The following is a 17,842-nucleotide window of genomic DNA, read 5'->3' on the forward strand; positions in this document are numbered from 1 at the left end:
CGAAACAGCGCGCGACGTGGGATGGGCGAAGGACCGGGGACGCATGGCAAGGCAACGGGGCGGCGGATGGATGCGGCAGGCGCTGCAGGCGGCATCGCTGCGGCGCTGGTCGCGGCTGGCGGCCGAGGCGCCCGGCATGGCCTTGTCCGACCTGCGCAACCAGCGAAGCGCCGCGCGCCGCCTGCGGGCCCGTCTCGACGACCTTCTGCACGTGGCCGAAGAGCGGCTGGCGCTGCCGCTGATCGGCAACCAGCCCTTTCCGCGTCCGGCCGATGCGGACTGGGCCTGGCGCCCCGAACTCTGGAGCGGGCCAATGCCGCTGCCGGGCATCGCCTCTGCGCCCCAAAAGGCCCAGGTCGGCGCCGAGGCGAAGCTCTTTCACGACTGCCCGCGCTCCGAGATCACGCTGCGCCAGATCCGCAACCTGCGCGAAGCCGACGCCGCCCCCTACGGGCTGCGGCTCGACGTCTTCCGCTTCAGCGGCTCCTATCTGTCGCTGGCTGTCGACCTGCCCGCCGAGGCCCGCGCCGGCTTGAGCCGCCGCCACCTGATCCGGATCCAGACCATCGTCGAGATGGAAAGGCCGCTCGAGATCTTCGCCCGGCTCAACATCCGCCACGGGCCGAACACCGAGCAGATCCTCCGCGAACTGCCGCTGACCGCCGAGGAGATCGCCGTCGAGTTCGACCTCGCCTATACCCGGCTCAACGAGAAACGGGTCGACGGCGCGTGGCTCGACCTGATCTTCGAGGGGCCGGAGATGAATGAGGTGATCCTGCGGGACCTGACCTTCAGCCGCCGCCCGCGGGCGCCGCTCTGAGCCGGAGAGACAGATGAGCGACTACAGACTCACCAAGACCCGCTTCCGCGAAGGCGTCTGGCATGGGCTGCTGTCGGGCCCGCCCGGGAGTCAGCCCGAGATCAGCGTCACGCTCGACGCGGCACCGTTGCGCGGGGTCACCCTGTCCGAGATGGGCACGCGCGGGCAATGGGCGCTGGAGGTGCAGGTGCCGCTCGAGGCGGTTGGCGACGGGGTGCGGACCTTCGTGATCACCGAGGCGGCGAGCGGCGCGCTGCTGGAGAGCTTTACCCTGATCGCGGGCGAGGCCATGGCCGAGGACATCCGGGCCGAGATGTCGCTGCTCCGTGCCGAACTCGACATGCTCAAGCGCGCCTTCCGCCGCCACTGCACCGAGGCAGAGGGCCCCGCGGCTAGTTGACCTTGCCGCAGGCAAGCGCCAGTGTGCCCGAGATTTTTCTCTTTCGGCGCGTCGCCCGAGGTCATCATGTCCCCCTTGCGCGGCATTGCGCTGAAACTCACCTCCGTGGTGCTCTTCGTCTTCATGTCCGCCATGATCAAGGCCGTCTCCGACGAGGTGCCGACTGGTCAGGCGGTGTTCTTCCGCTCGTTCTTCGCGATCCCGGTGATCTTTGGCTGGCTGGTCTGGACGGGCAAGTTGAAGACCGGGCTGAAAGTCGCCAGTCCGATGGCGCATTTCCTGCGCGGCATCATCGGCGGCGGGGCCATGGCCTTCAGCTTTGCCGCGCTGGGGCTTCTGCCGCTGCCCGAGGTCACCGCGCTCGACTATGCCGCGCCACCCCTGACGGTGATCTTCGCGGCGCTGCTGCTGGGCGAGAAGGTTGGGCTGTTCCGCATCTCGGCGGTGTTCATCGGTCTTCTGGGCGTGTTGGTGATCATGCTGCCGATGCTCACCGTCTCGGAGGTGAGCCCGGCGGTGCTCTGGGGCATCGGCTTCGTGCTGACCTCGGCGGTGCTGCGGGCGCTGGTGCAGATCCATATCCGCCGCATGGTGCAGACCGAGGCGACCTCGGCCATCGTCTTCTATTTCTCGCTGACCACCACGGTGTTGTCGCTGCTGACCCTGCCCTTCGGCTGGGTGATGCCTGGGCCCGGCACCCTGGCCTTGCTGGTCAGCTCGGGGCTGATCGGCGGCGTGGCGCAAATCCTGCTGACCTCGGCCTACAAGGGTGCGGAGGCGGCGCTCCTGGCGCCCTTTGACTATGCCTCGATCCTCTTCGCGATCCTCATCGGCTACCTGGTCTTCGACGAGGTGCCGACGGTGCTGATGCTCGTGGGTTCGGCGATCGTCATTTCCTCGGGCATCGCCATCATCCTGCGCGAGCGCGCGCTCGGGCTGAAGCGGTTCAAGGCGCGTCCGGGAATGACGCCGCAGGGCTGACCCAAACTCAGTCGCGGAACAGCTCGGGGTGGGACCGGCGGTAGTCCGGAAGCTGCCGCAGCACGCCGGTCACATGATAGCGGGTCGCCGCGGCCGCGCCTTCAGCGTCGCGCATGATGATCCGGTCGACGATGCCACTGTGCTGGCAAATCATGTCAGGCGCCGAGAGGCTGCCCTCGACGGTGAAGCGCGGGCGGTCACTGCAGAGTTTCCATGCCTCGAGCCAGGGCCAGAGAGATCCCAGCCCCGCGCGTTCGGCCAGCGTGCGATGGAACCGGTCGTCGAGCCGCAGCAGATTGCCCGGGCCGCGCATGCCGACAAGCTTCTGGCGCAGGATTTGCTCGCGCAGATCGTTCATGAAATCGGTGTCGGCGCTGTGGGTGACGCGCCGGACAATCTCGGCCTCGGCCTGCTCGCGGAGAAAGACCGTGTTGCGCAGGCACGTCTCCGAGATCGGAAGCACCCGCGCCCGACCTTCCGCGCAACGCTCTACAAGGCCTTCGTCGCTGAGCAAAAGCAGGGCTGCGGAAACGGTTTCGAAAGAGATGCCCCGCTCTTCGGCGACGTCGGAGAGCGCCATCACCGTGCCGGGTGGAATCCGGTTGCGCGAAATGCCGTCGCGCAGGGTGACGAAGAGCTTTCGGACCGGCGGAAGATCAGATTCTCTGTCCGCCAAGGGTGCAACGCGCAGAACCATGGTACGATACCCGTACTTTACGTAGGGGGAGCGTAGGGGGTGCCCGTCTTTCCCGCAATCACTTCCTCGCGTCCCGGCCTTGCCCGCCGATATCCTCGGGCGCGACGGCAACAGTCTTCATCACCGCGTGGCACGGGGTGCCCGGGGCGAGCTGCAGCGCTTGGGCTGACCGCCGGGTGATGCGCGCCAGCACCCGGCCCGCCGCGGTGTCCAGCGAGACCAGCATCCCCGGACCATCACCGGCGCGGATTTCCTGCACCTTGCCGCTGATGATGTTCAGTGCCGAGAGCCCCTCGGGACGCTGCCGCGAGAGGATCACTTCATGTGCGGCGATGCGCACCCGTACAGGGGTGCCCGGTGCCGCCGCGAGCCGCGGGATAAAGAGCGCGGCGCCGCCCGCGTCGAGCTCGGTCAGCCCGTCGTCATGGTGCCGCGCCACGCGCGCGCTCAGCACCGCGCCTGCCGCCCGCGCTCCGAGCGGGGTGACGGCGGGATCGGCCAGAACCTCGGCCGCCGGACCCTGACGGGTGACACATCCGCCCTCCAGAACGACCACGGTCGTGGCGAGCCGCGCGACCTCGGCGGCGGAGTGGCTGACGAAGAGGATGGGGATCTTCGCCTCGTCACGCAGCCGCTCGAAGTAGGGGAGGATCTCGGATTTGCGGGCCTCGTCGAGCGCCGCCAGGGGTTCATCGGCAAGGATCATGCGCGGCGAGGAGAGCAGCGCGCGGCCGATGGCGACGCGCTGTTTTTCTCCTCCCGAAAGCGCGCCGGGGCGGCGCGCGAGCAGCGCGCCGATGCCCAGCATTGCGACCACCCGGTCAAAGTCCTCAGGCGTCGCGCGGTTCGGCGAGAACCACGATCCGTAGTGCAGGTTCTGGCGCACCGACAGGTGCGGAAAGAGTCGCCCCTCCTGGAAGATATAGCCGATGCGGCGCCGGTGCGGCGGCAACCAGAGGCGCCGGGCCGTGTCGAAAAGCACCAGATCGTCCGCCGCGATCCGTCCTGCATCGGGGCGCAGCAGCCCGGCCACGGCGTTGACGATGGTGGTCTTGCCCGAGCCCGATCGCCCGAAAAGCACCGTGATCCCCTTGGGAGCCTCGAAGCGCGCGTCGAGCGCGAAGCCAGCGAACCGATGGCGCAGGTCGACCGAAAGCGTCATGTGCCCGACACCCGCCGCTGCGCCCGCCGCGCCAGCCATTCCGACAGCAGCAGCGCCGACATGGCGACCGCGACAGAGACCGCCACCAGCCGCAGCGCGGCGCTTTCTCCGCCGGGCACCTGCAGGAAGGCGTAGATCGCCGAGGGCAGGGTCTGGGTCTGGCCCGGGATGTTCGACACGAAGGTGATCGTGGCGCCGAATTCGCCCATCGCCTTGGCAAAGCCGAGCACCGCCCCGGCGATGATGCCAGGCAGAATGAGCGGCAGGGTCACCGTGACAAAGACCCAGAGCCGCGAGGCGCCGAGCGTGGCGGCGGCCTGCTCAAGTTTTGGATCGACGGATTCGAGCGACAGACGCATGGCGCGGACAAGCAAGGGGAAGGCCATGATCCCCGCAGCCAGCGCCGCCCCGGTCCAGCGGAAGGCGAAGACAAGGCCGATCTGCTGCAACATCGAGCCGACGGGGCCGCGGGTGCCGAAGGTCAGCAGCAGCAGGTAGCCGGTGACCACAGGCGGCAGGATCAGCGGCAGGTGCACCAGCCCGTTGAGCAACTGCTTGCCCGGAAAGCGCCAGCGCGCCAGCGCATAGGCCGCCAGCAGCGCCGGGGGCAGGGCAAAAATCGTGGCCCAGAAGGAGACCCGCAGCGAGAGCCGCACCGCCTGCCATTCCTCGGGGCCGAGCCAGTCCATGCCTCAGCCGCCGGTGCCGGGCTGGGAGACGACCTCGAAGCCCTGCGCCTCGAAGGCGGCGCGGGCCTCGGGGCCGTGCAGGTAGGTCAGGAAGGCGGTCTCGGCCGCGCCGTCCCGCCCGGCCAGTTCAGCCACGGGGTAGACGATGGGCGGATGGCTGTCTTCGGGGAAGGTGCCGATCACCGAGACGTTTTTGTCGGCGGCGGCATCGGTGGCGTAGACGATGCCGAGCGGCGCCTCGCCGGTCGAGACCAACGCCAGCGCGGCGCGTACGTTGTCCGCCTGCGCCACCCGCGGCAGGGCCGTGTCCCAGAGGCCGAGGCTCTGGAGCGCCGCCTTGCCATAGATGCCGGCGGGCACCGCGTCGACCAGCGCCATGGCAAGGCGCCCGTCGCCCAGCATCGCGGGCAGATCGAGCGCGGGGCTGATCGCGACAGGGGCGGCATCGGCGCCATGGGCGATCAGCACGATGGAATTGCGCAGCAGGTCACTTCGGCTGCCGGGCTCGAGCAGCCCATCCGCATCCAGAGTGTCCATCCATTCCTCGTTGGCCGAGATGAAGATCCCGGCGGGCGCGCCCTGTTGGATCTGCCGCGCCAGCGCCGAGGAGCCGGCGAGCGAGACGGTGACCTCGTGGCCCGTTTTCGCCTCGAAGGCGGGGGCGATCTCGTCCATGGCGGTCTTCAGGCTGGCGGCGGCAAAGACGACCACCTCCTCGGCCTGCGCTGCCAGGGGCAGGGCGGCCAGCAGGGCAGCGGCCAGCGCCGGGCGGAGGAGGCGGGGAAACGGCATGGGAGAAAAGCCTTGGAAAGTGATATGTTCTTTGAAACATATCGCAATCAGGCTCCACCCGGGCAAGCGTTATTTCTCCTCGGGAATATCGGGGGGCGACACGGGCGCGTCGCGCAGCAGGCCGCGCAGGGTCTCGATCCGGTCTGCCCCGGCCTCGGCGATGGTGTCCTCGAGGGCGCGGTAGTTGGCCAGAACTTCCTCGCCTGTCTCGGTGAGATGCGCGCCGCCGCCCCTGGCGCCGCCGCGGCTGCTGTCGACCAGTGGTGCGCGGAAGGCGTGGTTCATCTCTTCGACGAGGCTCCAGGCGCGCTTGTAGCTCATCGCCATGGCGCGGCCCGCCGCGGCGATGGAGCCGGTCTCGCGGATCTGCTCCAGCAGGTCGGCCTTTCCGGGGCCGAGCATCGCGTCGGTGCCGAAGAGAATGCGCAGACGCAGCCTCGGCGGGCTCTGCATCTCGGGTCTGGACTCTTTCATGTTTAAAGTCTTCCTGCATCGTCGGTTTGCTGGCAAGCAGATGACCTCGCGACAGCGAGAAAAGATCATGCGAGACCGCAGAGCGGCTTTTCTTGCATTGTATTTCACGTGCGTCTGGCGAAGACTGATGCTCACAAAAAACGGCGGACCGCACGTAAGAGGCGGTCCCGAAGAAAACCAGGGAGTTATTCATGCTCAAACAACTTCTCGCCTCCGCGGCGCTCATCGCCTGCGCCTCCGCAGCCACGGCCGAGGTCAAGGTCGGGCTCATCACCACGCTCTCGGGCGGCGGCGCAGGGCTCGGCATCGACACCCGCGACGGCTTCATGCTGGCCGTCGAAGAGGCAGGCCGCGACGATCTCGAGGTGGTGGTCGAGGACGACCAGCAGAAGCCCGACGTCGCCGTGCAGATCGCCGACCGGATGATCCAATCCGACAAGGTCGACCTGCTGACCGGTATCGTCTGGTCGAACCTCGCCATGGCGGTTGTGCCCTCTGCGACCGCGCAGGGGCTGTTCTACCTGTCGACCAACGCCGCCCCGGCGCAGCTGGCCGGCAAGGGCTGCAACCCCAACTATTTCTCGGTCTCCTACCAGAATGACAACCTGCACGAGGCGGCGGGCGCCTATGCCACCAGCGCCAACTTCAAGAACACTTTCATCCTTGCGCCGAACTATCCGGCCGGGAAGGACTCGCTCAATGGCTTCAAGCGCTTCTTCGAGGGTGAACTGGCCGGCGAGATCTACACAAAGCTCGGCCAGACCGATTACGCCGCCGAAATCGCGCAGATCCGCGCTTCGGGCGCCGACAGCGTCTTCTTCTTCCTGCCCGGCGGCATGGGGATCTCCTTCCTCAAGCAATATGCCGACAGCGGCGTCGACCTCCCGCTGGTGGGTCCGGCCTTCTCCTTCGACCAGAACATCCTGCAGGCGGTGGGCGATGCGGCGCTCGGCGTGAAGAACACCTCGCAGTGGAACAAGGACCTCGAGAACGAGTCCAACGCCCATTTCGTCGAAGCCTATCTCGCCAAGTACGACCGCCTGCCCTCGCTCTACTCGGCGCAGGGCTACGACACCGCGCTGCTGCTGCTCTCGGCGATGGACAAGGCCGACATCGGTGACAAGGACGCCTTCCGCGCCGCGCTGGAAGAGGCGGATTTCGCCTCGGTCCGCGGTGACTTCGAGTTTTCGGCCAGCCATCACCCGATCCAGGACATCTACGTCCGCGAGGTGATCAAGGAAGGCGACATCCTCACCAACAAGATCGTCGGCACGGCGATCGAGGATCGTGGCCACGCCTACGAGGACGAGTGCAAGATGTAATTCAGACGGGTGCGGCCCTCCGAGCAGATGCTTGGAGGGCCGCGTTCCATCCCGGCCCCCGGGTCGGGCAACGCGGGCGATGCCCCGCTGCTGAATTGAGACGGACCACAGAATGACCCCCATCCTCATCGCCGAGCAGGTCCTCAACGGCCTGCAATCGGGCGTGATGCTGTTCCTCATGGCCGCCGGGCTGACGCTGATCTTCGGCGTCATGGGGCTGATCAACCTCGCCCACGGCTCGCTCTACATGGTCGGCGCCTTTGCCGCGGCCGCCACTGCCGCCGCAACCGGCTCCTTCCTGCTGGCACTGGTCGCGGCGCTGGCCGCCGCCGCCGCCGCGGGCGCGCTCGTCGAGCGGCTGGTGATCCGCAGGCTCTACGACCGCGATCACCTCGACCAGGTGCTGGCCACTTTCGCGCTGATCCTGATCTTCTCGGAAGGCACGCGCTGGATCTTCGGCTCCTTTCCCCTCTATCTCGACATCCCCGAGGCGCTCTCGGGGCCGGTCACCCTGCCGGGGGGTATCCAGTATCCGCTCTACCGGCTCTTCATCATCGGCATGGGCCTTGTCGTGGCTGCGCTGCTGTTCTGGCTGATCGCCCGCACGCGGCTCGGCATCCGCATCCGCGCCGGCGAGAACGACCGCGAGATGATTGCCGCGCTCGGCGTCGACATCGCCCGGCTCTACACGCTGGTCTTCGCACTCGGCGCAGCGCTGGCAGGGCTGGCCGGCGCGCTCGTTGGGGCCATCCAGTCGGTGCAGGTGGGCATGGGCGAGCCGGTGCTAATCCTTGCCTTCGTGGTGATCGTCATCGGCGGCATCGGCTCGATCGAGGGGGCGCTGGTCGGCGCGCTGCTCGTGGGCCTCACCGACACGCTCGGCGGCATCTTCCTGCCGCAACTCTTCGGCCTCTTCATGGACCCTGCCGCCGCCACCCAGACCGGCGCGGCGCTGGCGTCAATGGCGATCTATGTGCTGATGGCGGCCGTGCTCGTCTGGAAGCCGACCGGACTATTCGGAGCGAAATCATGAGCCGCGAACGTCTTCTGGGGGCGGTGGTGCTGCTGGCGCTTGGCCTCGTGCCGCTGGCCGCGCATCTGATGGGCGAGCCCTTCACCATCACCCTTGCGACCCGGGCCGCGATCCTTGCGCTGGCCGCCGTGGGGCTGAACATCGCGCTTGGCCTCGGCGGGTTGGTGAGCCTCGGCCACGCCACCTTCTTCGGCATCGGCGGTTACGCCATGGGGATCCTCGCCAGCCATGTGCAGAACTACGAGCCGATGTTTGAATGGCCTTTCCTCTTCGAGGGCTCGACCTCGATGCCGGTCATTTGGCTGGTGGCGGTGCTGGCCTCGGCGCTGGTCGCGTTGCTGATCGGGCTGCTGGCGCTGCGGACCTCGGGCGTCTACTTCATCATGATCACGCTCGCCTTCGGGCAGATGTTCTACTTCTTCTCGATCTCCTGGAGCCGCTACGGCGGCGAGGACGGCATGTCGATCTACGTGCGCAATGGCTTCCCGGGGCTCAACACGCTCGACCCGATCCAGTTCTTCGGCCTGTGCTACGCGGTGCTGTGCCTTGTGCTGCTGGGCGCGCATCTGCTGGCGCGCAGCCCCTTCGGACTGGCGCTCGGCGCAGCGCGGCAGAGCCCGGACCGGGTGCAGGCTGTGGGGCTCGACCCCAAGCGGCTGCGGCTGGTGGGCTTCGTCATCTCGGGCGCGATCACCGGCCTTGCGGGCGCGCTCTTCGCCGACCTCAACCGCTTCGTCAGCCCGACGATGTTCAGCTGGCAGACCTCGGGAGAGATCATGGTCTTCATCATCCTCGGCGGCGTCGGACGGCTGTTCGGCCCGGTGGTCGGGGCAGCGGTCTTCGTCATGCTCGAGCATTGGCTCGGCGACATGTCGGAATACTGGCACATATGGCTCGGGGTTCTGCTGCTCGCCGTAGTGCTCTTTGCGCGCGGCGGCCTTGTCGGGCTGATCGCGGGACGGGAGCGCGCCCATGACTGACGCCATTCTCGAAACCCGCGGGTTGGTGAAGACCTACGGCGCGCTGCGCGCCTCGGACGGCATCACGCTCGACCTGCGCCCCGGCGAGATTCACGCGGTGATCGGTCCCAACGGCGCCGGCAAGTCGACGATGATCAAGCAGCTCTCGGGCAATATCGCGCCGGACGAAGGCACCGTGCATTTCCTCGGGCGGGACGTCACCGGCCTCAGCACCATGGCCCGCGCCCGCATGGGGCTGGCGCGGACCTTCCAGGTCTCGGCGCTGGCGATGGAGGACACGGTGCTGCAGAACGCGGTGCTGGGTGCCCTCGGGGCGACCGCCTCGCCGTATCGCTTCTTCCGGCCTGCGCTGAAGCGCGCGGAATTGCGCGACCGGGCCATGGCCGCGCTGGACCGCATGGGATTGGCCGACCACGCCGCCACCGTGGTGAGCGAGCTGAGCCACGGCCAGCGCCGCCAGCTCGAGGTCGCGGTGGCGCTGACGCTGCAGCCGAGGGCCTTCCTGATGGACGAGCCGATGGCCGGTCTCGGCGGTGAGGGCTCACAGCAGCTCACCGGCATCCTCGACCGGCTGCGGACCGAGGCGCCGATCCTGCTCATCGAACACGACATGGACGCCGTCTTCGCGCTGGCCGACCGGATCTCGGTGCTCGTCTACGGGCGGATCATCGCCACAGGCACGGTAGACGAGATTCGGCGCAGCCCGGAGGTGCGCGACGCCTACCTTGGAGATGCCGAATGAGCCTTCTGGAACTGCACGATCTGACCGCCTCCTACGGCGCGTCCCAAGCGCTTTTCGGCGTCTCTCTGGAAATTGCCGAGGGCGAGGTTCTGGCGCTCATGGGCCGCAATGGCATGGGCAAGAGCACCACTGTCCGCTGCCTCAGCGGGATGATGGCGGCCGGGGGTGTCCGGCGCTTTGCCGGGCAGGACATCGGCAAGCTTCCCTCGCACAGGGTGGCGCGGCTGGGGATTGGGCTGGTGCCCGAGGGACGCCGGTGCTTCCGCGATCTTACGGTGACCGAGAACCTTATCGCCGCCGCCCGCCCGGGTCCGTGGGATCAGGCGCGGGTCGAGGCGCTGTTCCCCCGGCTGGCGGAGCGCCGCACGCAGGTGTCGGGCACGCTCTCGGGTGGCGAGCAGCAGATGCTGGCCATCGGCCGGGCCTTGATGACCAACCCGCGGCTCTTGGTGCTGGATGAGGCGACCGAGGGGCTCGCCCCGCTGGTGCGTCAGGAAATCTGGGACGCGCTGGGGGTGCTGAAGCGCGAGAGCGGTCTGTCGATCCTGGTGGTCGACAAGGCGCTGTCGGAGCTGGCGCAGGTCGCTGACCGCGCGGTGATCCTCGAGCGCGGGCGCTCCGTCTGGGACGGGGTGTTCGCCGAGGTGAAGGGCGAGGTGGCGGAGCGGTATCTGGGGGTGTGAGCCCGCCCGGACTCAAGGCGAAGCCGCCGGGCGAGCGCCTGCCCGTCCCCACGGGCTGGCGCTCTGTCATCGTCGCGCAACGCTCCCGTGTCGTCCGGATCTGGCTGGCATAAAGCGCGAAACTCCGGCGTTGCAGCGCCAGCCCCCGGGCAGGCGCTCACCCGGCTACCGTGGGACAAAAAAGGGGCGGGAAAATTTCCCGCCCCTTTCCCGTCTCTGATCCCGAAGGCTTAGGCCTGCAGCGGCTTGACCACCAGGTCGCCCTCTTCGCGCGCCTGCATCGCCTGCGCGGCGGCATGGGCGCCGGCGGCGGTGGTGAAATAGGGGATCTTGTCGTAGAGCGCGACCGAGCGGATGGCGCTGCTGTCCGAGATCGAGGCCGCGCCCTCGGTGGTGTTCAGCACCAGCTGCACACCGCCGTCCTTCAGCAGGTCGACGACGTTGGGACGGCCCTCGTAGACCTTCTTGACCACCTCGCAGGTGATCCCGGCCTCTTCGAGGAACTTGGCCGTGCCGACGGTGGCGAGGATCTTGAAGCCGAGGTCCGACAGGATCTGCGCCGCCTCGACCATCTGCGGGGTCTTGTCCTGGTCGCGGATCGAGATGAACACCGCGCCCTCTTCCGGGAGGTGCGTGCCCGCGCCCATCTGCGCCTTGAGGAAGGCACGCGGGAACGAGCGGTCCCAGCCCATGACTTCGCCGGTCGAGCGCATTTCCGGCCCGAGGATCGTGTCGACGCCCGGGAAGCGGGCGAAGGGCAGCACGGCTTCCTTGACCGAGAACCACGGCATGTTCGGATCGGCCAGCGTCATCGGGTCCGCCAGCGGCAGCGCGGTGTCGTAGTCTGCGTTCTCGGGGTAGGGTGCGCGCAGCGGGAAGGCCGAGAGCTTCTCGCCCGCCATGATCCGCGCGGCGATCGAGGCGATCGCGCTGTCGGTGGCCTTGGCGACGAAGGGCACGGTGCGCGAGGCGCGCGGGTTCACCTCGATGAGGTAGATTTCATCCTCGCCCTGCTCGTTCTTCTTGATCGCGAACTGCACGTTCATCAGGCCGACCACGTTGAGCGCCTTGGCCAGCGCCACGGTCTGCTCCTTGATCTGGGCGATGATCTCCTCCGAGAGCGAGAAGGGCGGCAGCGAGCAGGCGGAGTCGCCCGAGTGGACGCCGGCTTCCTCGATGTGCTGCATGATGCCGGCGACGTGCACGTCGGTGCCGTCGCAAAGCGCGTCGACGTCAAGCTCGGTCGCGCCCGACAGGTAGCTGTCGAGCAGCACCGGGCTGTCGCCCGAGACCACGACAGCCTCGGCGATGTAGCGCTCGAGGTGGGCCATGTCGCGGACGATCTCCATCGCCCGGCCGCCCAGCACGTAGGAGGGGCGGATCACCAGCGGGAAGCCAATCTCGTCGGCGATGGCCAGCGCCTGCGCGTCGGTCGAGGCGATGCCGTTGCGCGGCTGCTTGAGGCCGAGCTGGTTGACCAGCGCCTGGAAGCGCTCGCGGTCTTCGGCGAGGTCGATCGCGTCGGGCGTGGTGCCGAGGATCGGGATGCCCTCGGCCTCGAGAGCATTGGCCAGCTTCAGTGGGGTCTGGCCGCCGAACTGCACGATGACGCCGTGCAGCGTGCCGTTGTCCTGCTCGACGCGCAGGATCTCCATCACGTGCTCGAAGGTCAGCGGCTCGAAGTAGAGGCGGTCCGAGGTGTCGTAGTCGGTCGACACGGTCTCGGGGTTGCAGTTGACCATGATGGTCTCGTAGCCGGCCTTGGTCAGCGCAAAGCAGGCGTGGCAGCAGCAATAGTCGAACTCGATGCCCTGGCCGATGCGGTTGGGCCCGCCGCCAAGAATGACCACCTTCTTGCGGTCCGAGGGACGCGCCTCGCACTCGACCTCGCCCATCATCGGCATCTCGTAGGTCGAGTACATGTAGGGCGTCTGCGCCTCGAACTCGGCGGCGCAGGTGTCGATGCGCTTGAAGCTGGCGACGACGCCGAGGTCGGTGCGGCGCTTGCGCACGTCCTTCTCGGCAAAGCCGGTCAGCTTGGCGAGGCGGGCGTCGGTGAAGCCCATGATCTTCAGCGCGCGCAGGCCCTCGGCGTCGGTCGGCAGACCGTTCTCGCGGACCTGCTCCTCGGCCTCGACGATCTCGCGAATGCGGGCAAGGAACCACGGGTCGAACATGGTCACGCCGTGGATCTCGTCATCGGTCAGACCGTGGCGCATCGCCTGCGCGATGGTGCGCATCCGGTCCGGGGTCTGCTGGCCGATGGCCTTGATGACCGCCGATTTCTCAGGCGCGCCGGGGATTTCCACCTCGTCGAAGCCGGTCAGGCCGGATTCCATCGACGCCAGTGCTTTCTGCAGCGATTCATGGATGGTGCGGCCGATCGCCATCGCCTCGCCCACAGACTTCATCGCGGTGGTGAGATGCGGCTCGGAGCCGGGGAACTTCTCGAAGGCGAATTTCGGGATCTTGGTGACGACATAATCGATGGTCGGCTCGAACGACGCCGGGGTCACCTTGGTGATGTCGTTGTCGAGCTCGTCAAGCGTGTAGCCCACGGCCAGCTTCGCGGCGATCTTGGCGATCGGGAAGCCGGTGGCCTTGGACGCCAGCGCCGAGGAGCGCGACACACGCGGGTTCATCTCGATGACAACCATGCGGCCGTTGTCGGGGTTCACCGCCCATTGCACGTTCGACCCGCCGGTCTCGACACCGATCTCGCGCAGCACGGCGATCGAGCCGTTGCGCATGATCTGGTATTCCTTGTCGGTCAGGGTCAGCGCCGGGGCCACGGTGATCGAGTCGCCGGTGTGCACGCCCATGGGATCGACGTTCTCGATGGCGCAGACGATGATCGCGTTGTCCGCCTTGTCGCGGACGACCTCCATTTCATACTCTTTCCAGCCCAGCAGCGACTCGTCGACGAGGATCTGGTTCACCGGCGAGGCATCCATGCCCGAGCGGCAATAATGCATATAGTCTTCGCGGTTGTAGGCCACGCCGCCGCCGGTGCCGCCGAGGGTAAAGGCGGGGCGGATGATCGCCGGCAGGCCGATGTCTTCCAGCGCCTCAAGCGCGATGGCCACGCCGGCGTCGAGGTCGGCCTTTCCGTTCGCCTTCTTCGGCGCGGTGACGATGGTCGCGCGCGGGTTCTCGAGCCCGATGCGGTCCATCGCCTCGCGGAACAGGGCGCGGTCCTCGGCCATCTCGATGGCGTCGCGCTTGGCGCCGATCATCTCGACACCGAATTTCTCGAGCACGCCCATTTCCTCGAGCTTCAGCGAGGTGTTGAGGCCGGTTTGCCCGCCCATGGTCGGCAGCAGCGCGTCGGGGCGCTCCTTCTCGATGATCTTGGCAACGACTTCCGGCGTGATCGGCTCGATGTAGGTGGCATCGGCGAGCTCGGGATCGGTCATGATGGTGGCCGGGTTCGAGTTCACCAGGATGACCCGGTAGCCTTCTTCCCGGAGCGCCTTGCAAGCCTGGGCACCGGAGTAGTCGAATTCGCAGGCCTGCCCGATGATGATGGGCCCCGCCCCGATGATCATGATGGATTTGATATCGGTTCTTTTAGGCATGGGGCACCTTCATGTGATGTCAGTCGCGGTCGGGCAGGGGGCAGCGCGCGACGGAGTCGCCGCTCCCCGCAAATTGTCGTGCGTTATAGACAGAAGCTTTGCCCACGCAACCCCAGATCCGCCTTGTTTTCCTCTGCAAAGCAAATGGCGGCGACAGCGACGTGACAGCGGCGTGGCCGGAGCGTGACGCCACGTTGCCCATGGGTCACGGAGTCTTGCCCGAATTTCAACAGCAAGCGCCGGGCCGAGGGGGCGGCCCGGGTGGGTGAGCCGTTCGGCTGCGCGCCCCTATTGCGCGGCGTGCAGCATTTCCTGTTCACGGTCCCCGTAGAGATAGTCCCGGGTGGTCGGCACGGCGTACTGCTTGTGCGACAGCTGCACGTGGAAAACGCCCTGCCGGGTTTCCTCGAAGGCCGCCTCGCAGACCACGAGGTAGAGGCGCCACATGCGGATGAACCGCTCGTCGTAACCCAGGTCGCGGACCTTCGGCAGCGCCGCCTCGAAGCGGCGGCGCCAATGGTTCAGGGTCGGCCCGTAATGGCCACGCAGCACCTCTATGTCGGTCGCCCAAAGGCCAGACTTCTCGACTGCGGCGGACACTTCCGAGAGGCTGGGAATGTAGCCGCCGGGGAAGATGTATTTGTCGAGCCAGGGCGAGGTCGGCGCGGGCGGGGCGGTGTGCCCGATGGTGTGAATGAGCGCGACGCCGTCCGGCGCGAGCACCTCCTGCACCTTGGCGAAATACTCGCGCAGATGTGGGTAGCCCACGTGTTCGAGCATCCCGACCGAGACCACCCGATCGAAGCGGTCCTCGATCTTGCGATAGTCGAGCAGGCGGAAGTCGGTCTTGTCGGCGAGCCCGGCTTCCTCGGCGCGGCGCCTGGCGGTGGCGAGCTGGTTCTCGGAAAGGGTCACCCCGGTCACATGCACGCCGTAGTCGCGCGCCAGTGTCAGCGCCATGCCACCCCAACCACAGCCGATGTCGAGCACCCTCATCCCGGACTTGAGCAGCAGCTTGTGCGCGATATGGTCCTTCTTGGCCTTCTGCGCGGCCTCGAGGGAAATGCCCGGATCGGTGAAATAGGCGCAGGAATACTGCATGTCCTTGTCCAGGAAGAGCCGGTAGAGATCATCCGAGATGTCGTAATGGTGCTGCACGTTGGTCTGCGAGCGAAGCGGGTTGTTGCGCTGCTCGATGCCGCGCAGCGCGACGCGCATCCTGTCCATGGCCGAGAACCAGCTGGGCATCTTGCCCGACTGCTGATTGCGCACCAGCAGCGCGACGAAAGCGTAGAGCCGGTGCGGCGGGCAGTCGATTCTGCCGTCCATGTATCCCTCGCCGAGCGCCAGGACAGGGTTCGTACAGAGCTCGCCGATGATGCTGTCCTCGGTGAGCGTGACCTCGGCCTCCGGACCGGCTCCGGGTCCGTAGTCGCGACAGGTGCCGTCAGGCCAGGTGACCCGCAAGCGCCCTTCGACAATGAGTCTTTTCAATATCCGTTCGAGCAAGGTCTGCCACATGCCGGCCCCCCTTAACTGCGTGAAGTGCAAAAAACGGGTAAAAACGCCCTGAATCGCAAAAAGGTTCCCAGACGTTACAACATGAACGAAATATGGCAAATACCGTGGGCCTCCCTTGACTTCCCGCGGCTCTAGCGGTGTATCGGCGCCTAACTTTCCAGCAGTTTCCGAAGGGCAAGAGCCATGCATGCCTATCGCAGCCATACCTGCGCAGATCTGACCAAGGCCAATGTCGGCGAGACCGTGCGTCTCTCCGGCTGGGTGAACCGCATCCGCGATCACGGCGGCATTCTCTTTATCGACCTGCGCGACCATTACGGCATCACGCAAGTCCTGTGCGACCCCGACAGCGCCGCCTTTGCGGACGTCGAAAAGGTGCGCTCGGAGTGGTGCATCCGCATCGACGGCGAGGTGAAGGCCCGCGACCCCGAGCTGGTGAACCCCAAGCTGCCGACCGGTGAGGTCGAAGTCTTCGTGCGCGGCATCGAGGTGCTTGGCGCGTCGAACGAGCTGCCGCTGATGGTCTTCGGCGAGCAGGAATACCCCGAAGAGACCCGCCTGCGCTATCGCTACCTCGACCTGCGCCGCGAGAGCATGCAGCGCAACATGACCCTGCGCTCGGATGTGGTCGCCTCGATCCGCCGCCGCATGTGGGACAAGAGCTTCCGCGAGTTCCAGACGCCGATCATCACCGCCTCCTCGCCCGAGGGCGCGCGCGACTTCCTCGTGCCGTCGCGCCTGCACCCGGGCAAGTTCTACGCGCTGCCGCAGGCCCCCCAGCAGTTCAAGCAGCTGATCATGGTCTCGGGCTTCGACAAGTACTTCCAGATCGCGCCCTGCTTCCGCGACGAAGATCCGCGCGCCGACCGCTCGCCGACCGACTTCTACCAGCTCGACATGGAAATGAGCTTCGTCGAGCAGCAGGACGTCTTCGACACCATCTCGCCGGTGATCGCGGGCATCTTCGAAGAGTTCGGCGGTGGCCGGAAGGTCGATGCGCCCGGCGAATGGCCGCAGATCTCCTACCGCGACGCGGCCAAATGGTACGGCACCGACAAGCCCGACCTGCGCAACCCGATCAAGATGCAGGACTGCTCCGAGCACTTCCGCGGCTCGGGCTTCGCGATTTTCGCCAAGCTGCTCGAGCAGGAGGGTACCGAGGTCCGCGCCATCCCCGCGCCCACCGGCGGCTCGCGCAAGTTCTGCGACCGGATGAACGCCTTTGCCCAGAAAGAGGGTCTGCCTGGCATGGGCTACATCTTCTGGCGCGACCAGGGCGAGGGCATCGAGGCCGCCGGCCCGCTCGCAAAGAACATCGGCCCGGAGCGCACCGAGGCGATCCGTCAGCAGCTTGGGCTCGACGTCGGTGACGCCGCCTTCTTCCTCGGCGGCAAGCCCTCGAGCTTCGAGCGCGTGGCGGGCAAGGCGCGCGACGTGATCGGTGCCGAGCTGGGCCTGACCGAGACGGACCGTTTCGCCTTTGCCTGGATCGTCGACTTCCCGATCTACGAGAAGGACGACGAGACCGGCGAGATCGACTTCGAGCACAACCCCTTCTCGATGCCGCAGGGCGGCATGGAGGCGCTGATGGGCGATCCGCTCGACGTGCGCGGCTACCAGTATGACCTGGCCTGCAACGGCTACGAGCTGGTGTCGGGCGCAATCCGGAACCACAAGCCCGAGATCATGCTCAAGGCCTTCGAACTGGCGGGCTACGGCGAGGAAGAGGTGAAGAACCGCTTTGGCGCGCTCTTCCAGGCCTTCCACTACGGCGCCCCGCCGCACGGTGGCTGCGCGGCGGGCATCGACCGGATCGTGATGTTGCTGGCGGACGAGCAGAACATCCGCGAGGTCATCATGTTCCCGATGAACCAGCGTGCCGAGGACCTGATGATGCAGGCGCCTTCCGTGCCTGCCTCGGACCAGCTGATGGAACTCTCCCTGCGGGTCATCCCGCAAGAGTGACCG

15 protein-coding genes and 1 pseudogene are annotated in these 17,842 nt (G+C 67.0%); 9 read left to right on the forward strand and 7 right to left on the reverse strand.

All coding sequences use genetic code 11. The features are described 5' to 3' along the window. The first annotated feature begins 43 nt into the window (after positions 1-43). From G0Q01_RS07955 to G0Q01_RS07965, 3 genes are all read left to right on the forward strand, one after another. Complete coding sequence (locus G0Q01_RS07955) at positions 44-820, forward strand: DUF6478 family protein (protein WP_164213238.1); 777 nt, start codon at positions 44-46, stop codon at positions 818-820. A gap of 13 nt (positions 821-833) precedes the next feature. After that, positions 834-1,220 carry a hypothetical protein gene (locus G0Q01_RS07960; RefSeq protein WP_164198603.1) on the forward strand — a complete coding sequence of 129 codons (387 nt, stop codon included), beginning with the start codon at positions 834-836 and terminating at the stop codon, positions 1,218-1,220. Positions 1,221-1,286: 66 nt separating this feature from the next. Beyond that, a complete protein-coding gene (locus tag G0Q01_RS07965) occupies positions 1,287-2,201 on the forward strand; it encodes a DMT family transporter (protein WP_108967373.1) in 915 nt (304 codons plus the stop codon). 7 nt (positions 2,202-2,208) lie between these two features. On the opposite strand, the gene G0Q01_RS07970 is transcribed toward G0Q01_RS07965, so the two are convergent. The 5 genes and pseudogenes from G0Q01_RS07970 to G0Q01_RS07990 all read right to left on the reverse strand — a co-directional run bounded on the left by G0Q01_RS07970 (position 2,209) and on the right by G0Q01_RS07990 (position 6,015). Then, positions 2,209-2,877 (reverse strand): GntR family transcriptional regulator, encoded by a 669-nt coding sequence (locus tag G0Q01_RS07970; RefSeq protein WP_164213239.1) that lies wholly within the window; start codon positions 2,875-2,877, stop codon positions 2,209-2,211. A 79-nt stretch (positions 2,878-2,956) separates the two neighbouring features. Then, positions 2,957-4,060, reverse strand: coding sequence for a molybdenum ABC transporter ATP-binding protein (gene modC, locus G0Q01_RS07975; RefSeq protein WP_164213240.1), 1,104 nt, complete (start codon positions 4,058-4,060; stop codon positions 2,957-2,959). Next, a complete protein-coding gene (modB, locus tag G0Q01_RS07980; RefSeq protein WP_164213241.1) occupies positions 4,057-4,749 on the reverse strand; it encodes a molybdate ABC transporter permease subunit in 693 nt (230 codons plus the stop codon). Before modB ends, modC begins: the two co-directional genes overlap by 4 nt. Positions 4,750-4,770: 21 nt before the next feature. After that, positions 4,771-5,541, reverse strand: a pseudogene (gene modA, locus G0Q01_RS07985) (molybdate ABC transporter substrate-binding protein); the annotation flags it as partial. 69 nt (positions 5,542-5,610) lie between these two features. Next, positions 5,611-6,015 (reverse strand): winged helix-turn-helix domain-containing protein, encoded by a 405-nt coding sequence (locus tag G0Q01_RS07990; protein ID WP_235939844.1) that lies wholly within the window; start codon positions 6,013-6,015, stop codon positions 5,611-5,613. Positions 6,016-6,206: 191 nt separating this feature from the next. On the opposite strand from G0Q01_RS07990, the gene G0Q01_RS07995 reads away from it, so the two are divergent. The 5 genes from G0Q01_RS07995 (at position 6,207) to G0Q01_RS08015 (ending at position 10,775) form a co-directional block, all read left to right on the forward strand. Then, positions 6,207-7,337 (forward strand): ABC transporter substrate-binding protein, encoded by a 1,131-nt coding sequence (locus G0Q01_RS07995; protein ID WP_164213243.1) that lies wholly within the window; start codon positions 6,207-6,209, stop codon positions 7,335-7,337. Between the two features lie 112 nt (positions 7,338-7,449). Next, on the forward strand, positions 7,450-8,370 hold the full coding sequence (locus G0Q01_RS08000) for a branched-chain amino acid ABC transporter permease (RefSeq protein WP_164213244.1): 921 nt from the start codon (positions 7,450-7,452) through the stop codon (positions 8,368-8,370). Next, positions 8,367-9,350 carry a branched-chain amino acid ABC transporter permease gene (locus G0Q01_RS08005; RefSeq protein ID WP_164213245.1) on the forward strand — a complete coding sequence of 328 codons (984 nt, stop codon included), beginning with the start codon at positions 8,367-8,369 and terminating at the stop codon, positions 9,348-9,350. The genes G0Q01_RS08000 and G0Q01_RS08005 overlap by 4 nt, the downstream gene beginning before the upstream one ends. Continuing rightward, positions 9,343-10,092, forward strand: a complete 750-nt coding sequence (locus tag G0Q01_RS08010) for an ABC transporter ATP-binding protein (RefSeq protein ID WP_164213246.1) — start codon at positions 9,343-9,345, stop codon at positions 10,090-10,092. The genes G0Q01_RS08005 and G0Q01_RS08010 overlap by 8 nt, the downstream gene beginning before the upstream one ends. Further along, positions 10,089-10,775: an ABC transporter ATP-binding protein gene (locus tag G0Q01_RS08015; protein ID WP_164213247.1), complete on the forward strand. Its 687-nt coding sequence runs from the start codon at positions 10,089-10,091 to the stop codon at positions 10,773-10,775. The genes G0Q01_RS08010 and G0Q01_RS08015 overlap by 4 nt, the downstream gene beginning before the upstream one ends. A gap of 230 nt (positions 10,776-11,005) precedes the next feature. Here G0Q01_RS08015 and carB read toward each other — a convergent pair whose 3' ends face one another. After that, the gene (gene carB / locus G0Q01_RS08020) at positions 11,006-14,353 is read right to left on the reverse strand and encodes a carbamoyl-phosphate synthase large subunit (RefSeq protein ID WP_164213248.1); all 3,348 of its coding nucleotides are present in this window, start codon (positions 14,351-14,353) and stop codon (positions 11,006-11,008) included. Between the two features lie 288 nt (positions 14,354-14,641). After that, positions 14,642-15,874, reverse strand: a complete 1,233-nt coding sequence (locus G0Q01_RS08025; protein WP_164213249.1) for a cyclopropane-fatty-acyl-phospholipid synthase family protein — start codon at positions 15,872-15,874, stop codon at positions 14,642-14,644. Positions 15,875-16,057: 183 nt separating this feature from the next. On the opposite strand from G0Q01_RS08025, the gene aspS reads away from it, so the two are divergent. Then, on the forward strand, positions 16,058-17,839 hold the full coding sequence (gene aspS, locus G0Q01_RS08030; protein WP_164213250.1) for an aspartate--tRNA ligase: 1,782 nt from the start codon (positions 16,058-16,060) through the stop codon (positions 17,837-17,839). The last annotated feature ends 3 nt before the right edge of the window (positions 17,840-17,842 follow it).

The organism is Salipiger sp. PrR007 (assembly GCF_010499845.1).
GTDB lineage: Bacteria > Pseudomonadota > Alphaproteobacteria > Rhodobacterales > Rhodobacteraceae > Salipiger > Salipiger pacificus_A.